Origin of the sequence: Corallococcus sp. AB018, assembly GCF_003986945.1 — a bacterium.
GTDB classification, from domain to species: Bacteria; Myxococcota; Myxococcia; order Myxococcales; family Myxococcaceae; genus Corallococcus; species Corallococcus exiguus.
Genome location: NZ_RAWR01000074.1, coordinates 1 through 25,268, shown reverse-complemented (window position 1 = coordinate 25,268; position 25,268 = coordinate 1). Strand labels below are relative to the sequence as shown.

At 69.7% G+C, this 25,268-nt stretch carries 25 protein-coding genes; 10 read left to right on the top strand and 15 right to left on the bottom strand.

Annotated features, from left to right (window positions below; translation table 11 throughout):
• The first annotated feature begins 58 nt into the window (after nt 1–58).
• Together D7Y11_RS17290 and D7Y11_RS17285 are read left to right on the top strand one after the other, a co-directional pair.
• Nucleotides 59–2,773, top strand: a complete 2,715-nt coding sequence (locus D7Y11_RS17290; RefSeq protein WP_120576336.1) for an AsmA family protein — start codon at nt 59–61, stop codon at nt 2,771–2,773.
• 94 nt (nt 2,774–2,867) lie between these two features.
• Nucleotides 2,868–3,539: a hypothetical protein gene (locus D7Y11_RS17285; RefSeq protein WP_126934235.1), complete on the top strand. Its 672-nt coding sequence runs from the start codon at nt 2,868–2,870 to the stop codon at nt 3,537–3,539.
• Between the two features lie 4 nt (nt 3,540–3,543).
• Here D7Y11_RS17285 and D7Y11_RS17280 read toward each other — a convergent pair whose 3' ends face one another.
• Nucleotides 3,544–4,323, bottom strand: coding sequence for a hypothetical protein (locus tag D7Y11_RS17280; protein ID WP_126934234.1), 780 nt, complete (start codon nt 4,321–4,323; stop codon nt 3,544–3,546).
• 177 nt (nt 4,324–4,500) lie between these two features.
• Here D7Y11_RS17280 and D7Y11_RS17275 point away from each other — a divergent pair, with 177 nt between their 5' ends.
• Nucleotides 4,501–6,153, top strand: coding sequence for a formate--tetrahydrofolate ligase (locus D7Y11_RS17275; protein ID WP_126934233.1), 1,653 nt, complete (start codon nt 4,501–4,503; stop codon nt 6,151–6,153).
• A gap of 123 nt (nt 6,154–6,276) precedes the next feature.
• Entirely contained in the window at nt 6,277–6,654 is a 378-nt protein-coding gene (locus D7Y11_RS44325) for a hypothetical protein (RefSeq protein WP_233607316.1), read from the top strand.
• Between the two features lie 7 nt (nt 6,655–6,661).
• On the opposite strand, the gene D7Y11_RS17265 is transcribed toward D7Y11_RS44325, so the two are convergent.
• Nucleotides 6,662–7,012, bottom strand: coding sequence for a DNA-binding protein (locus D7Y11_RS17265; RefSeq protein ID WP_126934231.1), 351 nt, complete (start codon nt 7,010–7,012; stop codon nt 6,662–6,664).
• Between the two features lie 173 nt (nt 7,013–7,185).
• Here D7Y11_RS17265 and D7Y11_RS17260 point away from each other — a divergent pair, with 173 nt between their 5' ends.
• Nucleotides 7,186–7,650, top strand: coding sequence for a type II toxin-antitoxin system RelE/ParE family toxin (locus D7Y11_RS17260; RefSeq protein ID WP_211486146.1), 465 nt, complete (start codon nt 7,186–7,188; stop codon nt 7,648–7,650).
• On the top strand, nt 7,647–7,952 hold the full coding sequence (locus D7Y11_RS17255; protein ID WP_233591760.1) for a helix-turn-helix domain-containing protein: 306 nt from the start codon (nt 7,647–7,649) through the stop codon (nt 7,950–7,952). The genes D7Y11_RS17260 and D7Y11_RS17255 overlap by 4 nt, the downstream gene beginning before the upstream one ends.
• A 67-nt stretch (nt 7,953–8,019) precedes the next feature.
• Here the strand turns inward: D7Y11_RS17255 and D7Y11_RS17250 are convergent, their stop codons facing one another.
• Nucleotides 8,020–9,612: a methyl-accepting chemotaxis protein gene (locus D7Y11_RS17250; protein ID WP_126934229.1), complete on the bottom strand. Its 1,593-nt coding sequence runs from the start codon at nt 9,610–9,612 to the stop codon at nt 8,020–8,022.
• Nucleotides 9,613–10,020: 408 nt separating this feature from the next.
• Complete coding sequence (locus D7Y11_RS17245; protein WP_126934228.1) at nt 10,021–10,395, bottom strand: hypothetical protein; 375 nt, start codon at nt 10,393–10,395, stop codon at nt 10,021–10,023.
• Nucleotides 10,396–10,623: 228 nt separating this feature from the next.
• Here D7Y11_RS17245 and D7Y11_RS17240 point away from each other — a divergent pair, with 228 nt between their 5' ends.
• Together D7Y11_RS17240 and D7Y11_RS17235 are read left to right on the top strand one after the other, a co-directional pair.
• Nucleotides 10,624–11,961, top strand: coding sequence for a sigma-54 dependent transcriptional regulator (locus tag D7Y11_RS17240; RefSeq protein WP_120576329.1), 1,338 nt, complete (start codon nt 10,624–10,626; stop codon nt 11,959–11,961).
• A gap of 117 nt (nt 11,962–12,078) precedes the next feature.
• Nucleotides 12,079–12,540 (top strand): hemerythrin domain-containing protein, encoded by a 462-nt coding sequence (locus D7Y11_RS17235; protein WP_126934227.1) that lies wholly within the window; start codon nt 12,079–12,081, stop codon nt 12,538–12,540.
• Between the two features lie 9 nt (nt 12,541–12,549).
• On the opposite strand, the gene D7Y11_RS17230 is transcribed toward D7Y11_RS17235, so the two are convergent.
• From D7Y11_RS17230 to D7Y11_RS17180, 11 genes are all read right to left on the bottom strand, one after another.
• Nucleotides 12,550–14,385, bottom strand: coding sequence for an ATP-binding protein (locus D7Y11_RS17230; RefSeq protein WP_120576327.1), 1,836 nt, complete (start codon nt 14,383–14,385; stop codon nt 12,550–12,552).
• Complete coding sequence (locus tag D7Y11_RS17225; protein ID WP_126934226.1) at nt 14,382–15,545, bottom strand: sensor protein KdpD; 1,164 nt, start codon at nt 15,543–15,545, stop codon at nt 14,382–14,384. The genes D7Y11_RS17230 and D7Y11_RS17225 overlap by 4 nt, the downstream gene beginning before the upstream one ends.
• 13 nt (nt 15,546–15,558) lie before the next feature.
• Entirely contained in the window at nt 15,559–16,158 is a 600-nt protein-coding gene (gene kdpC / locus D7Y11_RS17220) for a potassium-transporting ATPase subunit KdpC (protein ID WP_126934225.1), read from the bottom strand.
• 21 nt (nt 16,159–16,179) lie between these two features.
• Nucleotides 16,180–18,240: a potassium-transporting ATPase subunit KdpB gene (gene kdpB / locus D7Y11_RS17215; protein ID WP_126934224.1), complete on the bottom strand. Its 2,061-nt coding sequence runs from the start codon at nt 18,238–18,240 to the stop codon at nt 16,180–16,182.
• A 2-nt stretch (nt 18,241–18,242) separates the two neighbouring features.
• Complete coding sequence (gene kdpA, locus D7Y11_RS17210; RefSeq protein WP_126934223.1) at nt 18,243–19,961, bottom strand: potassium-transporting ATPase subunit KdpA; 1,719 nt, start codon at nt 19,959–19,961, stop codon at nt 18,243–18,245.
• Nucleotides 19,962–19,970: 9 nt separating this feature from the next.
• The gene (gene kdpF / locus D7Y11_RS17205) at nt 19,971–20,060 is read right to left on the bottom strand and encodes a K(+)-transporting ATPase subunit F (protein ID WP_120576322.1); all 90 of its coding nucleotides are present in this window, start codon (nt 20,058–20,060) and stop codon (nt 19,971–19,973) included.
• A 162-nt stretch (nt 20,061–20,222) separates the two neighbouring features.
• On the bottom strand, nt 20,223–20,576 hold the full coding sequence (locus tag D7Y11_RS17200; protein WP_126934222.1) for a hypothetical protein: 354 nt from the start codon (nt 20,574–20,576) through the stop codon (nt 20,223–20,225).
• Between the two features lie 139 nt (nt 20,577–20,715).
• Entirely contained in the window at nt 20,716–21,213 is a 498-nt protein-coding gene (locus D7Y11_RS17195) for a hypothetical protein (protein WP_120576319.1), read from the bottom strand.
• A gap of 10 nt (nt 21,214–21,223) precedes the next feature.
• Nucleotides 21,224–22,117, bottom strand: coding sequence for a DUF2381 family protein (locus D7Y11_RS17190; RefSeq protein ID WP_306770444.1), 894 nt, complete (start codon nt 22,115–22,117; stop codon nt 21,224–21,226).
• A gap of 75 nt (nt 22,118–22,192) precedes the next feature.
• Nucleotides 22,193–22,903 (bottom strand): methyltransferase, encoded by a 711-nt coding sequence (locus tag D7Y11_RS17185; protein ID WP_126934220.1) that lies wholly within the window; start codon nt 22,901–22,903, stop codon nt 22,193–22,195.
• 78 nt (nt 22,904–22,981) lie between these two features.
• The gene (locus tag D7Y11_RS17180; RefSeq protein ID WP_126934219.1) at nt 22,982–24,292 is read right to left on the bottom strand and encodes a DUF2185 domain-containing protein; all 1,311 of its coding nucleotides are present in this window, start codon (nt 24,290–24,292) and stop codon (nt 22,982–22,984) included.
• A 239-nt stretch (nt 24,293–24,531) separates the two neighbouring features.
• On the opposite strand from D7Y11_RS17180, the gene D7Y11_RS17175 reads away from it, so the two are divergent.
• Together D7Y11_RS17175 and D7Y11_RS17170 are read left to right on the top strand one after the other, a co-directional pair.
• Nucleotides 24,532–25,059, top strand: a complete 528-nt coding sequence (locus D7Y11_RS17175; RefSeq protein WP_211487125.1) for an RNA polymerase sigma factor — start codon at nt 24,532–24,534, stop codon at nt 25,057–25,059.
• On the top strand, nt 25,059–25,268 hold a 210-nt coding region (locus D7Y11_RS17170; protein ID WP_199753743.1), incomplete at its 3' end, for an anti-sigma factor. The genes D7Y11_RS17175 and D7Y11_RS17170, both read left to right, overlap by 1 nt.

Genomic DNA, 25,268 nt, shown 5'->3' with positions numbered 1-25,268 from the left:
TGCGGCGCTCTTGGCGCTGCGCTAAGCGTTCGACCGCTCTCCCGACGGAGGAGGAACCGTGGCGGCTGTGAAGAAGAAGCGTTGGCCGTATGTGCTGGGAGGCATCCTCGTCCTCCTGATCGCCATCGTGGCGGTGGTGCTGTGGCGCCTGGACGCCATCCTGCTGAAGACGGCGCGCGACCAGGCCGCGACGTACTCGCAGAAGCTGGGGCGCCCCATCGAGATTGGCGACGTCTCCACGAAACTCTTTCCCTACGTGGGCGCTCACATCCAGAACGTCAGCGTGGGCGCCGCCGAGGGCGAGGACCTGCCGCTCGCGGAGGTGAAGGACGTGACGGTGAGCGTGGCGGCGATGCCGCTGCTCACCTCGAAGGGCAAGGACATCCGCGTGCAGGACGCGGAGGTGTCCGGGCTCACCGTGAACGTCCTCCGCCTGGCGGACGGCACCACCAACGTGCAGCGCCTCCAGGAGAAGCTGGCCGCGCAGCAGCCGAAGGAGGAGACGCCCGAGGAGGAGACGCAGCCCACGGACCTGTCGGGCGTGCACGTGGAGCGCGCGGCGCTCACCGACGGCACCATCCGCTTCGTGGACCGCGCGGGCGGCGCGCAGGCGCGCGAGCTGGCGGTGAAGGACCTGGACATCGAGGTGAAGGACCTGCGCGTGGGCCAGCCGCTGAAGGTGGACCTGGCGGCCGCGGTGCTCGCGGACAAGCAGAACTTGAAGATGACGCTCGCCGCGGCCCCGCTGCCGGCGACGCTCATCCCCACGCCAGAGCAGGTGACGCTGAAGGCGGAGCACATCGACCTGTCGCCGCTGGGGCCGTTCCTGCCCCCGGACGTGGGGCTGCAGGCGGGCACGCTGGACGCGGACTGGAAGGCGGACCTGGGCGGCGCGGTGCCCGGCGGCAAGGGCCCCACGAAGCTGGTGGGCGTCATCAAGGCGCTGGGCTTGAAGTTCGCGGGCTCGGAGGGCGGCAAGGCGCTGGACGTGGTGCTCGACACGGACGTGACGGGCGACATGGCCACCGGTGACCTGGCGCTGGACAAGCTGAACCTGAACCTGGGCCCCGCGGCCATCACGGGCAAGGGCAAGGTGAAGGGGCTGCTCACGGACAAGCCCGCGGTGGAGGGCCTTGAGCTGGTGGGCCGCAACCTGGACCCGGCCGTGCTCGCCGAGTACTACCCGCCGCTGCGCAAGCAGCTCAACGGCATGATCGCCGGCCCCATTGGCCTGGACGTGCGCGGCAGCGGCACGCAGGAGGCGCAGGCCATCAACATCGCGGTGGACCTGACGCCGGTGCGGCTGCGGGTGCCGGATCAGCTGACGAAGGACGCCGGCGGCGCGATGAAGCTGAACGCGAAGGTGACGGGCGCGGCGGCGAGCGGCGGCGCGCTGCGCTTCGACGCGAAGGCGGACCTCAACGGCGTGGACATGCGGCCGGGCCTGCTGGTGAACAAGGCGCCGGGGCAGCGGCTGGAGGTCGCGGCGGCGGGCACGTACGCGCCGGCGAAGACGGGCAGCGGGATGACGGTGAACGTCACCAGCATGAGCCTGGGCGCGCTGGAGGACACGGTGACGGGCACCGCCACGGTGGCGCTCGCGGGCACGGGCAAGAAGGCGACGACGACGTTCAAGGCGGACGTGAAGGCCGCGCGGCTGGATGCGGAGAAGTTGTTGATGAGCGAGGAGCAGGTGCTGGCGCGCACGGGCGGAAAGCCTCCGCCGGAGCCGCCGCCGGGAGAGGCCAGTCGCTTCAACGGCTACCGGGGTGACATCCAGTTCGCCATCGCGTCGCTGCGCTACACGGCGATGGACCTGTCCAACGTGACGGGCGTGGTGAAGATGGTGGACGACCTCATCACCGTGGAGAAGTTCTCGACGGGCATCTACGGCGGCAAGGTGGTGGCGGACGGGACGACCATCCGCCTGGGGCCCGCGCCGGAGGCCCGGCCCTTCACCGCGAAGGTGCAGGTGCAGGGCCTGGAGGTCGCGCAGGCGCTGGCGGCGCGCACGCCGAAGCAGGTGCTGACGGGCAAGTTCAACGGCAACGTGGACGTGCAGGGCGTGGGCTACACGCCGGACAAGCTGCAGCAGACGCTGCTGGGCGGCATCAACGGCAACCTGCTGGAGGGCACGTTCCTGGGCAAGGACCTGGTGTCGTCCGTCACGGGGCCGCTGGCCAAGGCGCTGCCCTTCGCGAAGGCGCTCAAGAGCGGCGACGTGACGTCGCTGGGCGGGGACCTGCCCTTCAGCGTGACCATCAAGAACGGCGTGGCGCAGCTGAGCAAGCCCATCACCTGGACGCGGCCGGAGGCGGCGATGAGCTTCGACGGCGGCATCGGGCTGGACGGCACGCTGGACCTGACGGGCGGCGTGTCGCTGACGCCCGCGACCATCAAGACGCTGACGGTGGGCAAGGTGACGCCGACGGAAGCCATCCCGGTGGGGCTGAAGATTTCAGGCAAGGCGTGGAGCCCGGAGGTGACGGGCATCGACGTGAAGCCGGCGGCGACGACCATCCTGAAGCTGGCCGGAGGGGCCGCGCTGGGCGGCCTGCTGGGTGAGAAGGGCAAGGCCGTGGAGGACATCCTCACGGGAGGCCAGGACAAGGCGAAGGCCGAAGCGGAGGCGAAGCGTCAGGAGCTGGAGGCGCGCGCCAACGAGGAGAAGAAGAAGCTGGAGGAGCAGGCCCGCATCGAGCAGGAGAAGGCCAGGCAGCGCGCCGAGGAAGAGGCGAAGAAGCGCCTCAAGGGCATCTTCGGCGGGAAGTAGGCGCCGCTCGGTTCCAGGCATCACTCGCGCCGCGAGGTTCCTTCGGGAGCTTCGCGGCGTTCGTGTTTCCGGTGTCTGGCGTAGGCTCGCGGTCATGTCCAACCGGCTCACGCGCATCCAGGCCGAGGGACTGCGCTCGCTTCGCGACGTCGTGCCGCGCCCCCGGCGGCTGACCGTGATTGTGGATCCGGAGGGCTCGGCCACGCGCGGCCTGGTGGCCTTCTTCACGCTACTGCGCGAACTGGCTCACGGCCGGCTTCAACAGACGCAGGTGCTGGACGCGGTGGACGGCCCCGTGACGCTGGTGCTGGGCATGGATGACGACGACTACACCGTGACGCTGCGGCGCTTCCCGGATGGCCGGTGGCACGTCGTCCAGGAGGAACTGTCCCTGCTCGCGGGGATATCGATCCCCTTCGTGGAGCCTGGCTCGCCTCGCGACGAGGCCGTGCTCTCCACGTTTCCTCCCGGGCCCACAACTTCCCTGGGTGAAGGGGAAGCGGCGTGGCTGGGAGAGATTGCCGACCGGGCGTCGCGGACGATGAACGGCTTCCTGCGCGGCTTCCGTGTCCAGCCCGCGGAGTCCTTTGACGCGGACGTCCCGTTCCTCTTCCTGGAGGAACGGGACGTGGACCTGCCCGCGAATGCCGTCTGGGACCGGGTCCAGGCCGCTCGCGCGGCGTCCGCTCGGGTCCCCGTGCTGCTGTGCACCCCGTCGGTGGCCCTGGCGGACGCCTTCGACCTGGAAGACGTCCTGCGGGCCTGAGCGACTACCGCCCGCCGGCGCCGTTCCCCTCCCAGCCACCGCCGATGGGACCGCCCCGGGGGCCGCCAGCGCCGCGCGGATTCATGTCGTCGCGGCGCATCTGCTGGTACTGCGTCATCTGCTCCGCGCTGAGCACCTTCTGCATCTCCGCGTCGGTCTGCGTGCGCAGGTCGCGCATCTGCTGACGCATGTCACGGCCCGGCCGGCCTCCCGACATCGCCGACGCCAGCTCCTGGCGCTTCGTGTCCTCGGCCTGCATTGCCTTCGTCAGCGCCTGCTCCTGGCTGTAGTTGAGCCGCGCGTTGCTGATGAAGGTCTTGATGCGGTCGGAGCGCTCGGTCTCCGCCTGCACGCGCATCTGGTCCACCTGCTGCTGCCACTGCTGGCGCTGCTCGGTGCGCTGCTCGTCCTGCACCGTGCGCATCAGCTCCTTCAGCGACTGCTTCGCGCTGTCGTTGGTCAGCGCCTCGCCCACCATCACGCCGCGCATCTGCTCGCGCAGCTTCGCGACCTCCGCCTCCAGGCCCGCGGGCGGAGGACCGCCCGTGCCGGCCGAGGCCGTGCCGCCGCCCTGCTCGAAGGCCAGCATCCGCCGGGACAGCAACTGCACCGTCTCCTCCAGCGCCTTCACGCGGTTCTGGAGCGCCCGGACGTCCGCCGTCGAGTCCTGCACGCGGGGCGCCTCCTGGACGACAGGGGCCTCCGACTTCCCGGGCCCCCACAGGGCCACTCCGAGTGCCAGCGAAGCCATCCCCACCGATGCGATGCCGAGAATGCGGTTCATGATGCTCTCCCTGACGGAACTCCCGGCCGCGTATTCCATCGCGCCCCCGGGCTCCGCCCTGCTCCTGCATCCTCCCACCCCGCCTGCCTCCCGGGGAACCGTCCTGCGAGGCGCGCCTGCCTGCCCCCGTGTCGCGAGCGTTGACCTCCTCCGGCGGGACGCGGAGAGTCCCCCGCCATGACGCTCCGTCCCATCACTGAAGTCGGCGCCGAGCTGGGTCTCGCGCCGGAAGACGTCCTCCCCTGGGGCCGAGACCGCGCCAAGGTGTCGCTGGACGCCCTGGGCCGCGGCTCGCGCCAGGGCCGAATGGTGCTGGTGTCGGCCATCAATCCCACGCCCCCGGGCGAGGGCAAGACGACCATGTCGGTGGCGCTGGCCATGGGCCTGCGCAAGCGGGGCCGCAAGGCGGTGGCGGCGCTGCGCGAGCCGTCCCTGGGGCCTGTCTTCGGCGTGAAGGGCGGCGGCACCGGCGGTGGGCAGGCGAGCCTGGAGCCGGCGGCGGACATCAACCTGCACTTCACCGGCGACCTGCACGCCATCACCAGCGCGCACAACCTGCTGTCCGCGCTGGTGGACAACGCCGTGTACTACGGCCACCCGGTGGTGATGGAGGGCACGCGGGTGCGCTGGCGCCGCGCGATGGACATGAACGACCGGTTCCTGCGCAACGTCATCGTGGGGCTGGGCGGCAAGGCGCACGGCGTGCCGCGCGAGACGTCCTTCGACATCACGGCCGCCAGCGAGGTGATGGCCATCCTGGCGCTGGCGGAGAACCTGAAGGACCTGGAGGCGAGGCTGGGGCGCATCGTGGTGGGGCAGGCGCCGGACGGCTCACCGGTGCGCGCGAACGACGTGAACGCGGCGGCGTCCATGGTGGCGCTGCTGAAGGACGGGCTGATGCCGAACCTGGCCCAGACGCGCGAGGGCGGGCCGGCCATCGTGCACGCGGGGCCGTTCGGCAACATCGCGCACGGGTGTTCGTCGGTGGTGGGCACGCGGCTGGCGCTCGCGTACGCGGACGAGGTGGTGACGGAGGCGGGCTTCGGCTTCGACCTGGGCGCGGAGAAGTTCCTGGACATCAAGTGCCGGAGCGCGGGCGTGTGGCCCCGGGGCGTGATGCTGGTGGTGACGCTGCGGGCGCTGAAGCACCACGGCGGCGCGGCGGCCGCGCAGGTGGCGGAGCCGGACCGCGAGGCGCTCTTGAAGGGCTTCGGGCACCTGGAGAAGCACCTGGAGTCGGTGGCGGCGTTCGGCCTGCCGGCGGTGTTGTGCGTGAACCGGTTCCCGCAGGACACGGAAGCCGAGCTGGACGAAGTGCGCGCGTTCGCGAAGGCGAGGGGCGTGGGCATTGCCGTATGCGACGGGTTCGGCAAGGGCGGCGAGGGTTCGCTGGAGCTGGCGGACACGGTGCTGGCGATGCTGGACGCGACGGACGCGGCGCCGCCGAAGCCGCGCTTCCTCTACGAGTTGGAGCAGACGCCGGAGGAGAAGATTCGCGCCATCGCGCGCACGGTGTACGGCGCGGACGACGTGGCCTTCACGCCAGGGGCGCGCAAGGACCTGGAGACGGCGCGGGCACTGGGAGGCGCGGGGCTGCCGGTGTGCATGGCGAAGACGCACCTGTCCCTGTCGGACGACCCGGCGAAGACAGGCCGGCCCCGGGGCTTCACGTTGACGGTGCGCGAGGTGCGCCTGTCCGCGGGAGCAGGCTTCCTGGTGGCGCTGACTGGAGAGTTGCTCACCATGCCGGGCCTGCCGCGTGAGCCCGCCGCCCGACGTGTCACGGTCCATCCGGACGGCAGCATCACGGGCCTGATGCAGGGCGAGTGACGTCAGAGGTAGGGCCTAGCGTCTCCCGTCTTCTCTCGACGGGAGCACGCGACCCTGCCCCATCCGAAGCACGTCCAGCCCTGGCGCATCCACTTCTTCCAGCGCCATACGGAGGACGACCCGGTGCGCACCGTTCCGGCCCGCGACTTCCTCGACGCGTGTCCGGATGCGGTCAGCGCGAAGCTGCTCGCCGTCGTGAAGGCCGTGGCGGACGCGCCACCTCCTGCCTTCAGTGGCGGGGGCAAGTGGGAGGCCATGCATGGCGCCATGGCGGGGCTCCATGAAGTCCGCGCGGATGGCAGGGGGCGCCGTCACTACCGGCTCTTCTGCGTCCTGGAGCGGGACGGAGCAGCGCTGGGACTGGGCGGCCCGAGCCTCGTCCTCCTGACCGGGAGGACGAAGGCGTTCCGCACCGTGCTCTCGGAGAATGACTACGCGAAGGTCCGGGCGCTCCGGGACGAGTACCAGCGCCGCCGCCCCCGGAGCGTGTGGGCTGGCTGAGGGCGCCCTACTTGCGGCGGACGCGGGGGGCGGGAGCCCGTGGCCGCACTGCCTTGCGGCGGGCGGGGGCCGGCACCAGCTGAAGGCGGCACCCCAGCGCGGCGGCCAACTTCGTGACCGTCGACAGCGTGGGGTTCGCCGAAGGGGCCGTAAACAGGCGGCGCACGACCTCCGGCGGGGTCTCTGCCTTCCGAGCCAGGTCCGCCTTGCTCAGTCCGGCCTCCTCGCGCCGCGCATCCAGGGCGCGAATCAGCCTGTCCGCCGAATCCACTTCGGCGCGCGCCTTCGCATACGCCTCCGCGAAGGCCGGGCGCTTGAGCTTCTTCTCGAAGTAACGGTCGAATCCCGTGGGGGGCATGGCAGGACTCCAGGCTTCAATCCGGGGCGTAGCATACAAGTTACGCCTGACGTGACGTCCTGGCAGCCCCCCTCATCTACTCGAGCGACCGCAGCAAGGGCCTGATGCAGGGCGAGTGACGTCAGAGGTAGGGCCTAGGGTCTCCCGTCTTCTCTCGACGGGAGCACGCGACCCTGCCCCATTCCAAGCGCACAAAGCCGTCCCCCCATCATCTTGACGGAATATCATCCAGGAATGATATTCCGTCTCATGGGATTGAAGTCTTCGGAACCGATGAGTTCCGGGACTGGTTCCTTGCTCTCGACGAAGAGACGGCGCGGTCCGTGGACCACGGGGTGGAGCTTCTGGCCGCGAAGGGGGTCACACTTGGGTTCCCATACAGCAGCCAGATCAAGGGCACTTCCCAACCGCTCCGGGAGCTCCGCATCCAGTCCGGAGGGCATCCCCTCCGGGTCTTCTACGCCTTCGATCCTGCGCGCAACGGGGTCCTGCTCCTGGGGGGCGACAAGACCGGAGACAAGCGCTTCTACGAGAGAATGATCCCCCAGGCGGAGAAGATCTGGCTGCGCTACCTCTGGGAGAGGGCCGCCGGACTTCATGACGATTCGAAGAACGAGCGCGAGGAGACGGAGTCATGAAGCTCCACAGCTGGAAGGGGATGCGCCGGGAGAAGTTCACGCCAGCGCAACTCAAGGAACAGGATGAGCGCGTCCGGAAGGAACTCCTGGAGATGAGTCTGCGGGAGGTGCGCGAGTTCGCGGGGATGACGCAGACGCAGCTCGCTGAACGGATGGGCATCTCCCAGGGTCAGCTCTCCCAGACCGAAGCCCGGGACGATCACCGGCTCTCCACACTCCGGCGCGCCGTGGAGGCCATGGGCGGAGAAATCGAAGTCTCCGCCGTCTTCGGCGACAAGCGGATCATCCTCAAGGGCGTCTGACGCACAACAGGCCGCCCCGGTGTTTCCGGAGCGGCCCGTGGGCCCTGCTTGACGCTGTCTTGGACGGCTAGACGCGGAAGGTGGTGGACAGCTCCTGGAGCTTGCCCAGGGAGGTGTTGATCTGCCCCACCGCCTGCTCGGCGTTGCTCGTGGCCATCACCACGTCGCTCATCATCTCCGACAGCTGCGTCACCACTTCGGTCATCTGCGTGATGCCCGCGTTCTGCTGCGTCACCGAGGCGACGATCTGCCGCGCCGCCTGGCTGCTCTCCTGCACCACCTGGGTGATGTCCTTCAGCGTCGTGGCGGACGAGAGCACCTGCTCGATGCCCTCCTCCATCTTCTGGCTGTCCTCCTCCGCGATGCCCACCGTCTCGCGGATGGCCTGGTTGATCTCCAGGAGGATCTTCCCGATGCGCTGCGTGCTCTGCAGCGACTGGCTGCTCAGCGCCCGCATCTCCTTGGCCACCACCGCGAAGCCACGGCCTTCCTCGCCGGCCCGCGCCGCCTCGATGGCCGCGTTCAACGCGAGCACGTTCGACTGGTCCGCCAGGTCCTTCACGCTGCCGATGATTTCACCCGCGTGCACCGCCTGCTCGGACAGCACGCCAATGCTCCCCACCAGCGCGCCCACCCGCGCGCGGATCTGCTGCAACCCTTCCGCGCTGCGCTCGATGGACACCTGCCCGGAGGCGCTGTACGCGTCCGCCTGCGCCGCCACCTTCAACACCATCTCCGCGCGGCTGGCCGCCATGCCGGACGTCTGGGCGATCTCCGCGATGGTGGAGCTGGCCTCCGTCAGGCTGCGCGACTGACTGGTCAGGAAGTTGAGCTGCTCGTGGCTCGCCGCGTTCAGCCGCGACGCCGCCGCCGTCAGCTCCGTCACCACCGCGCGCAGCGTGTTGGGCACCGAAACCAGCCGCGTCATCAGCGTCTGGATGCTGCGCGCCAGCTCACCCACTTCATCCTGCGCGCTCGTGTCGATGGCCAGCGACAGGTCGCCTTCCCGCACGATGCGTGTCGCCGTCGCCGTCAGCCGCGCCAGGGGCGTCGTCACCTCGCGCAGCAGCCACACCGTGGCCACCGCGAGCGCCACGATGCACGTCACAGCCAACACCAGCACCCACGTCAGCGTCATGCCGTGCAGCGACGACACCTCCATGAAGGTCTCTCGCTGCGACGCCTCCTGCTGCGCCGTCACGGACTCCAGGCCGGCGTGCATCGTCCGGTACGCGGGCTCCAGCTTCGCGAGCGCGGCTTCCGCGGCCGCGTCATTGCGCGCCGCCAGCGCCACCACCTGCGACGCCTCCTGCCAGTAGCGCGTGAAGGCCCCCTGCAGCGCCTCCACCTTCGGGCCATCCACGTCCGGAAACGCTCGCAGCGCAGTGAGCCCCTTCTGGAGCTCCGTCACCTGCGCGTCCAGCGTCTCCTGCTTCACCGCGTGCAGCGCCACCGCGTCGCCCACGTCCTGGTGCAACGCGGCGAACCCGGCGCGGGACGTCTGCGCCTGGCTCACCGACGGCGCCAGGCTGGAACCAATGCGCTCCGAGGCACTCCGCGTGCGCGCGCCCAGCACCACCGTCACCGCCACGATGGCCACCAGGAACACCGCCGCCACCGTCGGCAGCACCATCATCTTCTGCTTGAGCCTCATCGCCATCACGCACCCCCTCGCGGGCCCATGTCACCCATCCCGATGAAGCGCGGCCGTACTCCCGCGCCGGGCCTGCTGCGCCAGCTCATTGTCGCTCATCCTTCCGCGGCCCCAATGGGCTCCCCCGAGGACCGGGGCTCCGTCAGGACTCGTAGGATAGACAACACCTCTCCCCCCGACTCAAGCCCGCGTCCCTTGAAATATCCTGCAAACGGGTCTGCATTGCCCCGCAGGGTCATACGGGACACTTCATCCTGTCAGGTGGGACCTTCGGTGGAGGACGCCTCACGTCTACAAAGGGGGCCCGGAAGGCACCCTGGCGCGATCATTCCAGCCGTCCGGCATGGGCTTCACTGCCGGTGTCGGTGGCCTGGGTGCGTCCACACAGGCCCTGGCCCGGCTGCTCGGCGGCGCTCAGCGGGTGGGATGTGGGAGGAAGGGCTCCACCTCGCGGCGGCAGGTGTCGTCGCACTCGGAGAAGCGGACGAGGAACGCCGCGTGATTCGCGCACTTCTTGGGCCAGCGCGAGGCGCCGCCATCCACCAGGCAGAGCAGGCGGAACTCGTCGCGGGTGTCCGAGAAGAGGGCCTCGCGCTGCGAGGGGGACATGGCGTCCAGCGCGCGGTCCTCCCCGCCCTGGAGCCAGATGAAGACGCCCACCATCGATATGAAGACGAGGGCCAGCCAGGTGCCCTTGCGCAGCCAGATGCTGGGCGGTGGGACCAGCTCCTTCGCGAAGATGTTCTTCTCCTCGCCCCCCTCGTCCGGAGGCGTCCCTTCGTTGCTCATGGGCTCCCTTCCATCCATGGCGCGTGCCAGCCGCACGGCCACGCCGCAGCAGACACCAGCCCGTTCCGCGTTGCACCTTGCAACCGCCACCCGGGGCACATCGTGCCGGATGCAGTGCGCCCCCAGGGCTTGCGCCGCCCGGCATCCGACAGACGGGCCCGGCACACGGCGTGCTCTTAGACTGTGCCCATGGAAGTGCGTGCCAGTACCGAGGCGACGGAGCGCCCCATGCGGGTGCTCGTGGTGGACGACGAGCGAAACATCCGCCACACCCTGCGGGTGTGCCTGGAAGGCCTGGGCTGCGAGGTGCGCGAGGCAGCCACGCCAGAGGCCGCGCTCGCGGCGCTCGCTCAAGGCCCGGCGGACCTGGCGTTCGTGGACCTGCGGCTGGGCAACGCGTCCGGACTGGAGCTGCTGCCCCGCCTGCTCGCCGAATCCCCCGCGCTGGACGTCATCCTCATCACCGCTTACGCGACGTTCGACACGGCCGTGGAGGCGGTGAAGCGCGGCGCGCGCGACTACCTGCCCAAGCCGTTCACCCCCGCGCAGATCCGCCACGTCCTGGAGCGCGCGAAGGCGCAGCGTGAGCTGACTTCTCAGCTGGGGGACCTGGAGGGACAGCTGGCGCAGGCGGTGCCGGAGGCCACGCTGGAGACGGCGTCGCCGGCCATGCACGCGGCCATTGGCTTCATCCAGCGCGCGGCCACGTCCGACGCATCCGTGCTGCTGCGCGGGGAGAGCGGCACGGGCAAGGGGGTGCTCGCGCGGGCGCTGCATTCGATGAGCGCCCGGCGCAAGCGGCCCTTCGTCACCATCAACTGCCCCACCCTGTCCGAACAACTGCTGGCGAGCGAGCTGTTCGGCCACGCGCGCGGCGCCTTCACGGGCGCGGTGAAGGACCAGCCGGGGCGCGTGGAGCAGGCGGAAGGGGGCACGCTCTTCCTGGATGAAGTGGCGGAGATGAGCCCCTCGCTCCAGGCGCAGCTGTTGCGCTTCCTGCAGGAGAAGCAGTTCGAACGGCTGGGCGAGGGACGCACGCGCAAGGCGGACGTGCGCGTGGTGGCGGCCACGCACCGCGACCTGGAGAAGGACGTGGCGGAGGGACGCTTCCGCGAGGACCTGATGTACCGGTTGAACGTCCTGGAGGTGAAGCTCCCGTCCCTGCGTGAGCGGCCGGAGGACCTGCTCCCGCTGGCCCGCCGCTTCATCGCCTTCTTCGCGAAGGCCGCGCAGCGTCCGGCCCCGGAGCTGTCGCCCGCCACGGAGGCGATGCTGCGGGCCTACCCCTGGCCGGGCAACGTGCGTGAGCTGCGCAACGCGCTGGAGCGGGCGCTCATCGTGGGCGCGTCAGGCGTCGTGGAGCCGCAGGCGTTCCCGGAGCGCATCGCGTCCGCGGTGGGGCCTGGGGTGACGCTGGGCGGGCCGCACACGCTGGAGGCGGTGGAGCGCGAACACATCCTGCGGGTGATGGCGTCCGTGCCGACGCTGGATGAAGCAGCCCGGCTGCTCGGCATCGACGCGTCCACGCTGTGGCGCAAGCGCAAGAAGTACGAATCGGAGACGTGACGCAGGCGGCCTGTGCGCCAGTGCATGCAGTCCGGCACTGGCGGCCGGGGCGTACAGGGGCGCTCATCCTGGAGAGTGGATTGCGCCCTTGCGCGCTCATGCGAACCCTGGCCCGTCATGAACCTCATCGACGTGCTCATCCAGCAGCACCGCGACGCCGAGGCCCTCTTCGAGGCCTGGCACCATGCGCCGGACGAAGAGAAGCCGGAGCTGAGCCTGCGCCTGGCCGAAACGCTCACCCTGCACAGCACCCTCGAGGAGCGCTGGGTGTATCCCGTCGCGCGGACCGTCGTCGAAGGGCCGCGCATCGACTTCGCGGTGGAGGAGCACGGGGAGATGACCCAGCTGATCTCCGAACTGTTGCGCGTCCGCCACGACCCGCGCCGCCGCGAGGCCACGGTGCGGCAACTGGAGGCAGTGGCCGCGCAACACATGGCGGAGGAGGAGCGCGAGGTGGTGCCCCGACTGCGCAAGATGGACGCGGACGCGTTCGGCCAGTCGAGCGCTGAAATCGTCCGCTCCGCGTCCGACGCGCGGAAGGAAGCGATGCGCCAACTGGAGATGTCCGCGCCGATGTGACCGCGGGCTTCAGCCCTGTTCAGGCTGCGGCAGCGTGAACCAGAAGGTGCTGCCCTGGCCCGGGGTGCTCACCACGCCCAGCTCGCCGCCGTGGGCCTGGACGATGTCGCGTGCGATGGACAGCCCCAGGCCCGCGCCTCCCGCCGGGGCGCCCGGGGCGCGGTAGAACTTCTCGAAGATGCGCGCCTGCTCCTGGGCGGGGATGCCCTCGCCGGTGTCCTCAACCTCGAAGCGCACGAGGGTGCCTTCGCGCGACACGTGCACGGACACCTCGCCGTCGTGCGGCGTGTGCTTCACGCCGTTGCCCACCAGGTTTCCCAGCACCAGGTGCAGCCGGTCTGGATCCACCCGCACCGTCTCCACGTCCGGTGACAGGGATTGCGACAGGCGCACGCCCCGGTCCTCCGCCAGCGTGCGCTGTGCGGCCAGCGCCTGCTCCACCAACTCCTCCGTGCGCACCTCCCGCACGTCCAGTTGGAGCTGCCCGGACTGGATGCGCGACAGGTCCAGCAGGTCGTCCACGATGCCCTGCAACCGCTCGCAGTCCTCGCGCGCCGCGAAGAGCAGGTCCGCCTGCTTCTCGGTCACCTGCCCCACGACACCTTCGGCCACCAGGTGGATGGCCATGCGCAGCGACGTGAGCGGCGTGCGGAACTCGTGCGCCACCGTGGCCACCAGGTCGTTCTTCAGTTCGTCGAAGCGCCGCAGCCGCGTCACGTCCTGGAGGATGAGCGTGGCGCCCACCACTTCCCCGGTCTCTCCGTGCACCGGGCTGCCTCTCGGCAGGAGCCACCGGACGCCCTCTGGAGACGACTCCACTCGCACCGCCTCCTCGTAGCCCCGGGGCTGGTACGCGCCCCTTCCTCCCACGACGTGCGCTCGCACCCGCTCCAGCACGGCGCGCACCTCGGGTTCCACCCGGCCCAGCGCGTCCCCGCCCTCGTCCAGCCGCAGGCGCAGCACGTCCTCCGCCGCGGCGTTCACGTTGAGCAGCCCGCCTTCCGCGCCCAGCACCAGCACGGGGTCGGGCAGACTGTCGATGGCCGCCTGCGACACCGCCTGCGCCTGGAGCAGTTCGCCCAGGCTGCTCTTGCGGTACTGCGCCAGCCGCTCCGCCATGGTGTTGAAGTCCCGCGCGAGCCCGGCGATTTCGTCGCGCCCCTCCACCACCGCTCGCGCCTCCACGTCGCCCTGCCCCAGGCGGCGCACCGCTTGCGACAGCACGGACACCGGACGGAGCGCTCGCTGCACCAGCGACGTGGTGAAGAACAGGCCGAAGCCCAGCGCCGCCACCACCGCCAGCGCCATCAACGTGTTCACCTGCTCGCTCTGCTGGCGCAGCCGGTCGTTCTTGCGCACCATCGCGTCCTGGTTCAGCGCGAGGACGGACGCCGCCGCGGCCTTCGCCTCCTGGAAGGCCGGTGAGAGCGATTCGAAGTAGCTCGTGCGCGCGGCCTCCGGGCCACGTGCCTGGAGGAAGACGTCGAACTCCTCGCGGTACTTCGTCCACGCGGTGCGCAGCCGCTGCGTGGCCTCCGCTTCGCCGGGTTCGGTGATGTTGCCCTGCTGGATGCCCAGCTCCAGCTCCAGCGGTGGGCGCTGCGAGGCCTGCTGGGTCATGCCCCGCTCGCGCTCGCCCGCGATGATGAACAGCGCCGCGCTGTCCATGCGCTCCAGCTGCTCCGTGATGCGCTGGGTGGCGAGCACGCTGCGGTAGTTGTCCTCCAGCACCTCCTGACCGGAGCGGCCCACTCGCGCCAGGGTGATGACGGCCGTGGCTCCCAGGAAGAGCAACGCCAGCACCAGTGGCACCTGGGCCAGCAGCAGCCGCGAGCGCAGCGTCATGGGCGCTTCTCCTCGTGGGATTCGAAGGACACGACGTGGATGTCGAAGCCCTCCCCTTCCCGCAAGAGGCGCGCGTCCGCGGTCATCCCCAACCGCTGACGCCACTTCGCCTGGTTCGAACGGCCGATGATGATGTGCCCCACGCCGTGCGAGCGGGCGAAGTCCAGCAACGCCGCCACGGGGTCGCTGGAGCGCAGGCGCACCACCTCCGCGCCGAGTTCCTTCGCCTTCTCGATGTTCGTCAGCAGGTGCCGCTGCGCCTCCGCGTCGATGAGGTTCGGCGCCTCGCGCGGCGTCTCCACGTACACCACGAACCAGTCCGTGTTGAGCCGGCCCGCCATGCGTGAACCCCGTCGCAACAGCGTCGCCGCGCGCGGCGGATGGCTGGAGAGGGCCACCAGCACCCGGCCCCACGCGCCGCCCTTCTGGGACGGGTCCTCGCCTGCCAGGGCCTGCCTGCCCGTGGTGGCCCGGTCCAGGCTCTCCGCCACTTCGCGCAGGGCCAGCTCGCGCAGGGTGGAGAGGTTGTCTCCGGTGAAGAAGCGCTCCAGCGCGTGCGGCACCTTGTCCGGCGCGTAGATCTTCCCAGCCTTGAGCCGTTCGTGCAGGTCCTCCACCGCGAGGTCCAGGTTCACCACCTGGTCCGCCGTCTTGAGGAAGCTGTCCGGCAGCGTCTCCCGCACGGTGACTCCGGTGTTGCGCTCCACCAGGTCGTTGAGGCTCTCCAGGTGCTGCACGTTGAAGGCACCAATTACGTTGATGCCCGCGGCCAGCAGCTCCTGCACGTCCTGGTAGCGCTTGCGGTGACGGCACACGGGCGCGTTGGTGTGGGCCAGCTCGTCCACGATGGCCACCTGCGGCTTGCGCGCGAGGATGGCTTCCAGGTCCAGCTCCTCCACGGTGACGTCCCGGTACGTGATGCGCTGGCGCGGCACGACCTCCAGGCCGGCGACCAGCGCCTCTGTTTCAGGACGACCGTGGGTCTCGACGAAGCCCAGCACCACGTCCACGCCGCGTGCTTTCAGCGCGTGTGCTTCCTCCAGCATGCGGAACGTCTTGCCCACGCCTGCCGCGAAGCCGATGTAGAGCTTCAGCCGGCCGCGCCGGCCGCGCTCCACCAGCTCCAGGAAGTCCTCCGCGCGCGGGCGCCGCGTCGTCATGCCTGCCTTCTCCTCACCGGGAGGCCCTGGGCGCGGGCCCGCCGAACTGACGGTCCATCGCGAGGTTCAACGTGAGCACGTTCACCCGGGGTTCTCCCAGCACGCCGAACGTTCGGCCTTCCACCCGGGACATCACCAACGCCCGCACGCGCGCCGGGTCCACGCCTCGCGCTCGCGCCACGCGGGGAACCTGCCACAGCGCCGCCTCCGGCGACACCTGGGGATCCAGCCCGGACGCGGACGCTGTCACCAGCTCGCCGGGCACGGGGCCTTCCGCCTCGGGGTTCTCGCGGCGCAGCCGGTCCGCTTCCGCCACCGCTCGGTCGCGGAGCTTCTGGGACGTGGGGCCCAGGTTGCTTCCGCTGGAGGCCGTCGCGTCCCAGCCCGTACCGGCGGCGGAGGGACGCGGCTGGAAGTAGCCCGGTTGCGTGAAGCCCTGGGCGATGAGCGCGCTGCCCACCACCCGTCCACGGTCGTCCTTCACCAACGACCCGTTGGCTTCATTCGGGAACAACACCTGCGCCACGCCAGTGACGGTCAGGGGGTACAGCACGCCCGTGAGGGCCAGCGTGACGGCGCTGACGCGCAGGGCGGTGAGGAGCGCGGAGACCATGGATGTTCCTTTCTTGTGTGCTCAGGCCAGGCCCACGGTGGTGAGCACCACGTCGATGACCTTGATGCCCACGAACGGGACGATGACGCCGCCCACGCCGTAGAGGAGCAGGCTGCGGCGCAGGAGGGCCGCCGCGCCCAGCGGGCGGTAGCGCACGCCCTTCAGCGCCAGCGGGATGAGCGCCACGATGATGAGCGCGTTGAAGATGACGGCGGACAGGATGGCGCTGAACGGCGACGTCAGCCCCATCACGTTGAGCGGAGCAATCTGCGGGAAGACGCCCATGAACAGCGCCGGGAGGATGGCGAAGTACTTCGCGACGTCGTTGGCGATGGAGAACGTGGTCAGCGTGCCTCGCGTCATCAGCAACTGCTTGCCCACCTCCACCACCTCCAGGAGCTTGGTGGGGTTGGAGTCCAGGTCCACCATGTTGCCGGCCTCCTTGGCGGCCTGGGTGCCGGTGTTCATCGCCACGCCCACGTCCGCCTGGGCCAGCGCGGGCGCGTCGTTGGTGCCGTCACCCGTCATCGCCACGAGCTTGCCCTTGCCCTGCTCCGCTCGAATGAGCGCGAGCTTCGCCTCCGGGGTGGCCTCCGCCAGGAAGTCGTCCACGCCGGCCTCTCTCGCGATGGCCGCCGCGGTGCGCGGGTTGTCGCCGGTGATCATCACCGTGCGGATGCCCATGGCGCGGAAGCGGTCGAAGCGCTCCTTGATGCCGCCCTTCACCACGTCCTTCAGATGGATGATGCCCAGCACCCGAGCGCCGTCCGCCACCGCGAGCGGCGTGCCTCCCGCGTCACCGATGCGGCCCGAGACCTGGGTCAGCTCCTCCGGCACGGTGCCACCCTGCGCCTGCGTGTAGCGGACGATGGCGTCCACCGCGCCCTTGCGGATGCTGCGCGGGTGCGGGTCCACCAGGTCGCAGCCGCTCATGCGCGTCTGCGCGGTGAAGGGGACGAAGGTGGCCTGATGCGCTCGCAGCTCGCGCGGACGCATCTTGTACGTGTCCTTGACCAGCGTGACGACGGAGCGCCCTTCCGGGGTCTCGTCCGCGAGGCTCGCGAGCTGCGCGGCCTCCGCCAGTTCCTCCGCGCGCACGCCCGGCATGGGCAGCAGCTCCGTGGCCATGCGGTTGCCCAGGGTGATGGTGCCCGTCTTGTCGAGCAGCAGCGTGTCCACGTCCCCCGCCGCCTCCACCGCTCGCCCGCTGAGCGCGAGCACGTTCTTGCGCAGGAGCCGGTCCATGCCGGCGATGCCGATGGCACTCAGGAGGCCGCCGATGGTCGTGGGGATGAGGCACACCAGCAGCGCCACCACCGCCGTGCCGGACAGCGGCACGCCCGAGTAGAGCGCCAGCGGCACCAGCGTCACGCACGCCATCAGGAACACCAGCGTGAGGCCCACCAGCAGGATGTGCAGCGCGATTTCATTGGGCGTCTTCTTGCGGGCCGCGCCCTCCACCAGGCCGATCATCCGGTCGAGGAACGACTCTCCCGGATCCACGCTGATGCGGATGACGATGCGGTCGGACAGCACCTTCGTGCCTCCGGTGACGGCGGAGCGGTCGCCTCCGGACTCGCGGATGACGGGGGCGGACTCGCCGGTGACCGCGGACTCGTCCACGCTGGCGATGCCCTCCATCACCTCGCCATCGCCGGGGATGACGTCTCCGGCTTCGCACACCACGCGGTCGCCCTTGCGCAGGGCGGGGGCTCGGACGCGTTCCTCCCGGCCGTCGTGGGTGAGGCGGCGGGCCTGGGTGTCCTGACGCATGCGGCGCAGGGCGCTCGCCTGGGCCTTGCCCCGGCCCTCCGCCACGGCTTCGGCGAAGTTGGCGAAGAGGACCGTGAACCACAGCCACAGCATCACGGACACGGTGAACCACATGGGCGCGGTGGGTTCCCCAGAGACCGTCAGGTCCTTGAGGACGAACACCGTGGTGAGCAGGCTTCCGGCCCACACCACGAACATCACCGGGTTCCGGGCCACGTCGCGCGGGTGGAGCTTCTTGAGGCTCTCCCACACCGCGGGCTTGAGCAGCGCGGGGTCCAACAGCGAGGCCTGCTTGCTTGCGGGGGCCATGGTCAGAACACCTTTCCGGCCGCGCCGAGGAAGTGCTCGACGATGGGGCCCAGGGACAGCGCGGGGAAGAACGTCAGCGCGCCCACGACGACGACGACGCTCACGAGCAGGCCGGTGAAGAGGACGCCGTCCGTGGGGAAGGTGCCGGGCCCGGGGACCACGGCCTTCTTGCCCACGAGCGCGCCCGCCAGCGCCAGCACCGGCACCATCATCAGGAAGCGGCCCGCGAGCATCGACACGCCCAGGCTGATGTTCCAGAACGGCGTGTTGGCGTTGAGGCCGGCGAAGGCGCTGCCGTTGTTGGCCACGCCGCTGGTGAACGCGTAGAGGATTTCGGACAGGCCGTGCGGCCCGGCGTTGTTGAGGGACGACGTGCCCTGCGGGAGCACCGCGCCCACGGCGGACAGGCCCAGGATGACCAGCGGGAAGACGAGCACGTACAGCATCGCGAGCGTCATCTCGCGCGCTTCGATCTTCTTGCCGAGGAACTCCGGCGTGCGGCCCACCATCAGGCCCGCGATGAAGACCGCGAGCACCGCCATCACGAGGATGCCGTAGAGGCCCGCGCCGACGCCGCCGAAGATGACCTCGCCCAGCTGCATGTTGACCAGCGGCACCAGCCCGCCCAACGGCGTGAAGCTGTCATGCATGGAATTGACCGCGCCGCATGACGCGTCGGTGGTGACGGTGGCGAACAGCGTGGAGGCCGCGACGCCGAAGCGCGTCTCCTTGCCCTCCAGGTTCCCGGCCTGGACGACGTTCGCGGAGGCGAGCGCGGGGTTGGTTTGGGACTCGGCGGCGTAGCTGGCGGTGGCTCCCACGAGGAAGAGGACGGACATGGCCGCGAAGAGGACCCAGCCCTGCTTCGTGTCGCCGGTCATCTTGCCGTAGGTGTACGTGAGGCCCGCAGGCAGCACGAAGATGAGCAGCAATTGGACCAGGTTGGTGAGCGGCGTGGGGTTTTCGAAGGGGTGGGCGCTGTTGGCGTTGAAGAAGCCGCCGCCGTTGGTGCCCAGCATCTTGATGGCCTCCTGCGAGGCCACGGGCCCGAAGGCGAGCGTCTGCTTCACGCCCTCCACGGTGGTGTGCTCGGGGTATGGCGCGAGGTTCTGGAGCACGCCCTGTGACACGAAGAACAGGGCCGCGAGGAAGCTCAGGGGCAGGAGCACGTAGAGCGTGCCGCGCACCAGGTCCACCCAGAAGTTGCCCAGGGTCTTGCGGCCTTCGGGGCCGGGGCGGCGGGTGAGGCCTCGCGCGAGGGCGAGCGCGACGCCCAGGCCCGTGGCGGCGGAGACGAAGTTCTGCCACGTCAGCCCCAGCATCTGGGTGGCGTAGCTCATCGTGGATTCACCGGCGTACGACTGCCAGTTGGTGTTGGCCACGAAGCTGGCGGCGGTGTTGAAGGCGAGCGCCGGACCCACGGCGGGCAGGCCCTGGGGGTTGAGCGGGAGCACGTGCTGGAGCCGCTGGAGCGCGTAGAGGACGACGAGGCCCACGGCGCTGAAGGCGAGCAGGGCGGCGGTGTACTGGACCCACGTCTGCTCCTGGTCGAGCTTCACGCCGCACAGGCGCAGCAGGGCGCGCTCGATGGGACCGAGCACGCGAGGCAGGGGTTGGGTGTCGGCCTCGAAGACGCGGAAGAGGTAGAGGCCCACGGGCTTCGTGAGCGCGAGGACGAGCGCGAAGAACAGCAGGGTCTGGAGCCAGCCTATGAGGGTCATGGCGGGCTCCTAGAAGCGCTCGGGCCGGAGCAGGGCGTAGACGAGGTAGACGGAGAGGAGGACCGCGAGCGCGGTCCCTGCGGCGTATTCGAAGCTCATGGCCCCAGGAGCATGAGCATCCGCCGTACCGGAGCGGGCCCCCGTCAGGCCCAGGCGTTCCGAGGGGTTGTGGGAGCTGTCCTCCTGGCCGGGTTGCAATGTGCACGAACCGGCTCCGTGCACCCCTGCGAGGTGAAATGGGGCGACGGAGCCGCCGTGCGCCTACGGTGAATTGGACACAGACGAGTCGCAGTCCGAGGTGCACTTGCCCGAGCAGGCGACCTGGCCGGGATATGAGTCCAGGATGGCGCACTGGGTGCCTCCCGTGCAGGACACGAGCTCGGTGCAGACCTTTGAATCATCCACGCAGCGCGCCTTGGACACGCCGTCCAGCTTGAGCACGAGGCAGGACAGGCCCTGGGGACACTGGGGCAGGTCCACGCCGCACTCCTGCGCCAGGTCCAGCGACTGCCCCTCCCGCAGCTTCAGCCTCCCCTGCCCTCCCTCGCCGTCCGCCCCACAGGCCGCGAGGGCCATCACCGTCAGACAACCGCCCAGCATCCGCATCCAGCGCATCGTGGCTCCTTGGAGTCGTTCAGCCTCCTGCCCGCAGCAAGGCATGGACCAGGAGGGCCGCTCAGGGATTCCGCGCGGTTGGCGGCGGGCGGAGGCCTCGGAATTCTGATGCGACCTCGAATCCCTGTCGGCCTACGCCTCAGCGGAACTCGTCCACGATGTATACGCCCGCGCGCGGGGAGTTGAGGATCGCGGTTCCTGGCTTGGACTCGGGTCGCTTGCGCAGTTGCCCGAAGCCGAGCCTCGCCACCGCGCAGATGGGCACGCGGTCCTTTCCCTTCAGGAACTGGGCTTCGTAGTACCGGATGACCGGCTGTTCTCCGCCCGTCCAGACACGTCCGTAGAGGCGCATGGGCGCCTCCAGCGTTCCGATGTCCTCGTCCAACACGCTCTCGATGGGCCCGTCGTGCAGCGTGATGTGCTCTGCCCGGCTCTGGTTCGCATCCAGTTGGACCCATGCGGCTTCACCCACGTAGAGCTGCAGGTACCGCATCACCTCCAGCGACTTCTCAGGGCACTTCTCCGACATGGGCGTTCCATCCGCACGAAGGCGGACGTCGCCCAGAGTCGTCGCACAACCCGGATGCAGGGCCAACAGGCCCATCCAGGCCACGAGCACGTATCGACGCGAGGTCATGCGGCTGTTCCTACTTCCCGAGCAAGCTCGGGCTCAACTCAACAACCGCCTGCCGCAGCCCATCGTGCCGGTACAATTCCAGGAACAGGGACGTCAGCGTCCCACTGTCCACGAACGCGCTCCCGTCCACCACGAGCCCGATGACACCCGAGGTCCCAGGTTCAATCACCGCTGAGGATGACCGGACCGCCAGCGGCCGCTCGCGAGTGTCCGACCTGCCCACGAGCCGTACGGAGCTCATGCTCCACGGGCGGCGAGCAGACAGGTTCTTCACCTTGAACACGACCGCGGCCTTGCCCGTGCCCCGGTAGACCGTGCCATCCAGTGTCGTGTCGCCATCCGTGCCGGAGAAATGATCCGCGACGCCGAAAGGCGTCTGTGCCACCGCGCCCGTGGTCAGCAGGGCCGCCAACGCGTGGTCCTCGGAAACCTCCTCCTTGTGGAGCCGCTCGTTCTCCGCGCGAAGGGTCTTGTTCTCCTTCTCCGAGTCCACCAGCGCCGAAGCCATGGCCTCGTAGCCATCCCGGTCCTTGTAGACGTTGAGCTGCTGGTCCGCGCTCCCATGCTCTCGCCGCCCCGGAGGCCGGAGGAGGAAGGGGACCTCCCGCGCATCCGACAACGTGACGAGCAGGGAGAACCCCTCCTCCGGTGCCAGGTCGCGCTGGGGCTCCAGCACCACCTTCCGGCCCACGACGCCCACCGGTTCGAACCGCCCCTCTCCGCCCACCAGCCGTGCCCGGAGCGGCGCAAGGTCCTGCTCGAAGCGGAGGACCGTCACGACCTGCCCCTTCACGTAGATGCGCTGGGGCGCGGCCTCGGGCTGCTCGGGGAGGACGAGCGTCCGGATGACGGCGTGCTCGTGCTCCTCCGCCACGGCCGCGCCGGCGAGCAGCGTCCCAAGCAACGCCCACGTCCTAGGTAGAGCGATTCGCATACAACCCGGGACATAGCATCCACCTCCCGGGGGGCCAAGCCGTGCTCAGGGCTCGAAGCGCGCCAGGAAGACCTTGTACTGGAGCGAGACGAAGAGCGGCTTCGGCGCCACCAGTCCCGCCTGCGCGAACATCGCGAACAGCGCGGCGTCGGACTCGATGGGCTGCATCTTCGCCATGGCCTGACGCCGGGCCTCCAGCTTCTCCAGCGGCACTCCGTACGTCCGCAGCCGCCGGAACTCGACGTTCGTCAGCTCGGGGTCCTGGCCGATGCGGCAGCCCAACACCAGCGGCGCTCCCGGCTTGAGCCTCCGTGTCACCTCCCGCAGCAACTCGACGCGGGCATCCTCTCCCTCCACGTGGTGCAGCACGCCCATCAACTGCGCGCCGTCGAACGGGGGACCTTGCGGCAACGTCCGCAGCTCGCCTTCGTGCAGGTGCGTGCGCGAAAGCAGCCCCTCCGCCTCCAGGCGCCTGCGTGCGACTTCCAGCATCGGGCCGGAGGGCTCCACGCCCGTGAAGTGCCAGCCCGGCACGTTGAAGCGGAGATAGGGCACCAGTTCCGCGCCCGTGCCCAGGCCCACGTGGAGCAGTGACGCCGTTTCCTGGCCGTCCAACCGGGCAGCCAGGGCGCTGACGCCCAGCTCATATGCCGCCTGGTAGCCAGCGAGGCTCACCGCCGCCTGGGCGTCGTAATGGGCCGCGCGGTCGGCTCCAAAGCCATGGACCGGCGCATGTGCGGAATGTTCGTGGGTCATGACCGCAAGATGCGCCCGCCCCGCTCGGAATGGCAGAGCGGGGATTCAGACGGAATCAGCGGATCTTTCGATGGCGGCTCACTCCTCCGGAACGAACCCGTTCCCCTCGCGCCGGAACACCGCGCCGACCGGCGCGTCCAGGATGGCGTCCAATTCCTTGTCCCGGCCCAGCAACGGGCGCAGCGGGACGATGACCGCGTTGCCGCTCTCCTCCATGTACTCCTCGGTCTCCAGGCCCGAGGTGAAGAGCCAGCCGCTGTCCTCCTCCGCCGCGGGCTTCGAGCGCTCCGCGAAGCGGATGGGTTCCCCGTTCTCCGTGATGAAGCGCGTGACCAGCGCCTTGCGCTGACGCAGCCGGATGCCTCGCAGCAGCTTCTGCCGCTCCTCCGTGCCCAGCTCCACCCGGACGCGCACCGTCCGCCCCTTCGCGTCCAGGTGCCGGCTCACCGTGAAGATGCCGTCTCCCCAGCGGTTCCCACATCCCACCACGCGCGCGCCGTCCAACACCAGCGAGGCCGTGTCCTCCTCGCACTCACGCAGCCCGGCGTTCAACTTCTCCAGGTTGCAGTGCGGCCGGTAGTCCACCCCCACCGCGAGCCCGTCCTTCTCGAGGCGCTCCTGCAGCGGCGTGGCCTTCTCCCCCACCCGGTCCATGGGCAGGTCCTTCCACCCATACAGCCCGTCGCCCAGGTCGCTCGCGCCCAGCTCCTTCGCGAGCTTCGGCGCGTCCCTGCCGTGAAACACATAGTCCGCCAGCCCGTCCTCCGGCTCCCACATGCGGAACCGTCCCATCGGGCCCAACCCGGCGAACAGCAATTGACCGTGGTCCACCATCACCCCGGACACCTGCTCCGACCGGGCCGCCTCCGCCTCCCCGTCCACGACGATGTCGATGGACCGCCAACGCCCGCCGAACTCTCCCGGCGGCATGGGCATTCCAATCACTTTCAACCCACGACTTGAGGGCAGGCCTCCCACGACCACAGCCCACAGGCCGTTGTACTTCACAACCCCCAATCCCTTTCCATGCTCCAACGCCAGCCGGGCCCGCTCCGTGTGGGGAATCCGCGCTGACAACACCTCCGCGCGCGCATCAAAGCCTTGCTCCCGGGCGAACCCCTCGAAGTGCGCCGCGGCGTCCGCCGGGTCCTTCCTGTCGAAGAGGAAGCGCGGGTCGAATTCACGGTCGTAGGCCTGGCCCGCTGCTTCCGCGTCCGGTCCGGAGATGCGCAGGTCGTGCTCCGCCGGGGCCTTCTTCCGAGGCGACGCCGGCTCCGAGTCATGCCGCCAGAAGCGCCCCAGGCCTGGATCCAGGATGAGCAGCACCCCCTCTGGCAGGTCGATGTCTCCCAGCTCCACGGGCTTCGGTGTCTTCGCGGGTCGCGCCATGGCTCCGGACCCTACGCCACGCAGTCAAATGCACCCCAGACAAACGGAATGGCTTTCATCCCCCACGCCCATACGCGCGGTGCGATCCAGAAAAACCCCTCCGGGACACAAGCGTTGTCAGCCAACGCCCCCCATCCGTAAGGCTTTAACAAGGTTTTAAAGGAATCAAACCTATCACGTTTTCTTTTAAGTACCGGCACTGGGGGCTTCACGTGAGAGAAGAACTCGACACTTCAGACATGGAGTACGCCGATTTCGCGGTCCGTCATCAGCCCATCCTGATGGCGGTCGCCCGGAACATCTGCGGGGGGAATGCCACTGTTTGCGACGACCTGCTCCAGGACGTCCTGCTGCGGGCCCTGCTGAAGTGGGACACCTTGCGCGGCTGGGCGGAGCCGGCGCGCCGCGCGTGGCTGGTACGGGTGCTGCACAACCGCTTCCTCGACCAGTGCCGCCGCTCGCGCACGGAAGCCACCACCGCCATCAACCTGGGCAACGTGCACAAGCTCTTCGAGGAGCCGGAGTCACGGGACCAGGAGCTGTGGGAGTTCATCACCGAGCCGGAGCTGCTCAAGGCCGTCTCGGCGCTGCCCTTCAACCTGCGCCGCACCTTCGAGCTGCACTCGGAGGGGCTGCGCCACGCGGAGATCGGCCGCCGGCTCGGGGCGCCCGTGGGCACGGTGGGCACGTGGCTCTACCACGCGCGGCTGAAGCTGCGTGACCAGCTTCGCGACATGGCCGAGGCCCGTCGGAAGCTGGGGAGCTGATGAACGTCCACTGCCCCCACCTCCCCGCCTTCGTGGACGGGGAGCTGCCCCTCGAACACCACGAGGACTTCCGCGCGCACCTGGCCTCCTGCGAGGCGTGCGGCGTGCGGCTCCATGACCTGCTGCAGGCGGACATCCTCGGACGGCTGGCGCACACGAAGGCGCCGCCGACTCCCGAGGCCACGGGGATTCCCCCAGCCCCGTGGCCC

What these genes read in the sequence shown, in the direction of transcription:
- kdpB (WP_126934224.1), bottom strand. Translation starts at nt 18,240, where the DNA reads ATGGCCCCCGCAAGCAAGCAGGCCTCGCTGTTGGACCCCGCGCTGCTC.
- D7Y11_RS17265 (WP_126934231.1), bottom strand. Translation starts at nt 7,012, where the DNA reads ATGCCCCCCACGGGATTCGACCGTTACTTCGAGAAGAAGCTCAAGCGC.
- D7Y11_RS17280 (WP_126934234.1), bottom strand. Translation starts at nt 4,323, where the DNA reads ATGAACCGCATTCTCGGCATCGCATCGGTGGGGATGGCTTCGCTGGCA.
- D7Y11_RS17225 (WP_126934226.1), bottom strand. Translation starts at nt 15,545, where the DNA reads ATGACGACGCGGCGCCCGCGCGCGGAGGACTTCCTGGAGCTGGTGGAG.
- kdpF (WP_120576322.1), bottom strand. Translation starts at nt 20,060, where the DNA reads ATGAGCTTCGAATACGCCGCAGGGACCGCGCTCGCGGTCCTCCTCTCC.
- D7Y11_RS17275 (WP_126934233.1), top strand. Translation starts at nt 4,501, where the DNA reads ATGACGCTCCGTCCCATCACTGAAGTCGGCGCCGAGCTGGGTCTCGCG.
- D7Y11_RS17185 (WP_126934220.1), bottom strand. Translation starts at nt 22,903, where the DNA reads ATGACCCACGAACATTCCGCACATGCGCCGGTCCATGGCTTTGGAGCC.
- kdpA (WP_126934223.1), bottom strand. Translation starts at nt 19,961, where the DNA reads ATGACCCTCATAGGCTGGCTCCAGACCCTGCTGTTCTTCGCGCTCGTC.
- D7Y11_RS17240 (WP_120576329.1), top strand. Translation starts at nt 10,624, where the DNA reads ATGCGGGTGCTCGTGGTGGACGACGAGCGAAACATCCGCCACACCCTG.
- D7Y11_RS17255 (WP_233591760.1), top strand. Translation starts at nt 7,647, where the DNA reads ATGAAGCTCCACAGCTGGAAGGGGATGCGCCGGGAGAAGTTCACGCCA.
- D7Y11_RS17195 (WP_120576319.1), bottom strand. Translation starts at nt 21,213, where the DNA reads ATGACCTCGCGTCGATACGTGCTCGTGGCCTGGATGGGCCTGTTGGCC.
- D7Y11_RS17200 (WP_126934222.1), bottom strand. Translation starts at nt 20,576, where the DNA reads ATGCGCTGGATGCGGATGCTGGGCGGTTGTCTGACGGTGATGGCCCTC.
- D7Y11_RS17175 (WP_211487125.1), top strand. Translation starts at nt 24,532, where the DNA reads ATGGAGTACGCCGATTTCGCGGTCCGTCATCAGCCCATCCTGATGGCG.
- kdpC (WP_126934225.1), bottom strand. Translation starts at nt 16,158, where the DNA reads ATGGTCTCCGCGCTCCTCACCGCCCTGCGCGTCAGCGCCGTCACGCTG.
- D7Y11_RS17180 (WP_126934219.1), bottom strand. Translation starts at nt 24,292, where the DNA reads ATGGCGCGACCCGCGAAGACACCGAAGCCCGTGGAGCTGGGAGACATC.
- D7Y11_RS17235 (WP_126934227.1), top strand. Translation starts at nt 12,079, where the DNA reads ATGAACCTCATCGACGTGCTCATCCAGCAGCACCGCGACGCCGAGGCC.
- D7Y11_RS17285 (WP_126934235.1), top strand. Translation starts at nt 2,868, where the DNA reads ATGTCCAACCGGCTCACGCGCATCCAGGCCGAGGGACTGCGCTCGCTT.
- D7Y11_RS17250 (WP_126934229.1), bottom strand. Translation starts at nt 9,612, where the DNA reads ATGGCGATGAGGCTCAAGCAGAAGATGATGGTGCTGCCGACGGTGGCG.
- D7Y11_RS17245 (WP_126934228.1), bottom strand. Translation starts at nt 10,395, where the DNA reads ATGAGCAACGAAGGGACGCCTCCGGACGAGGGGGGCGAGGAGAAGAAC.
- D7Y11_RS17230 (WP_120576327.1), bottom strand. Translation starts at nt 14,385, where the DNA reads ATGACGCTGCGCTCGCGGCTGCTGCTGGCCCAGGTGCCACTGGTGCTG.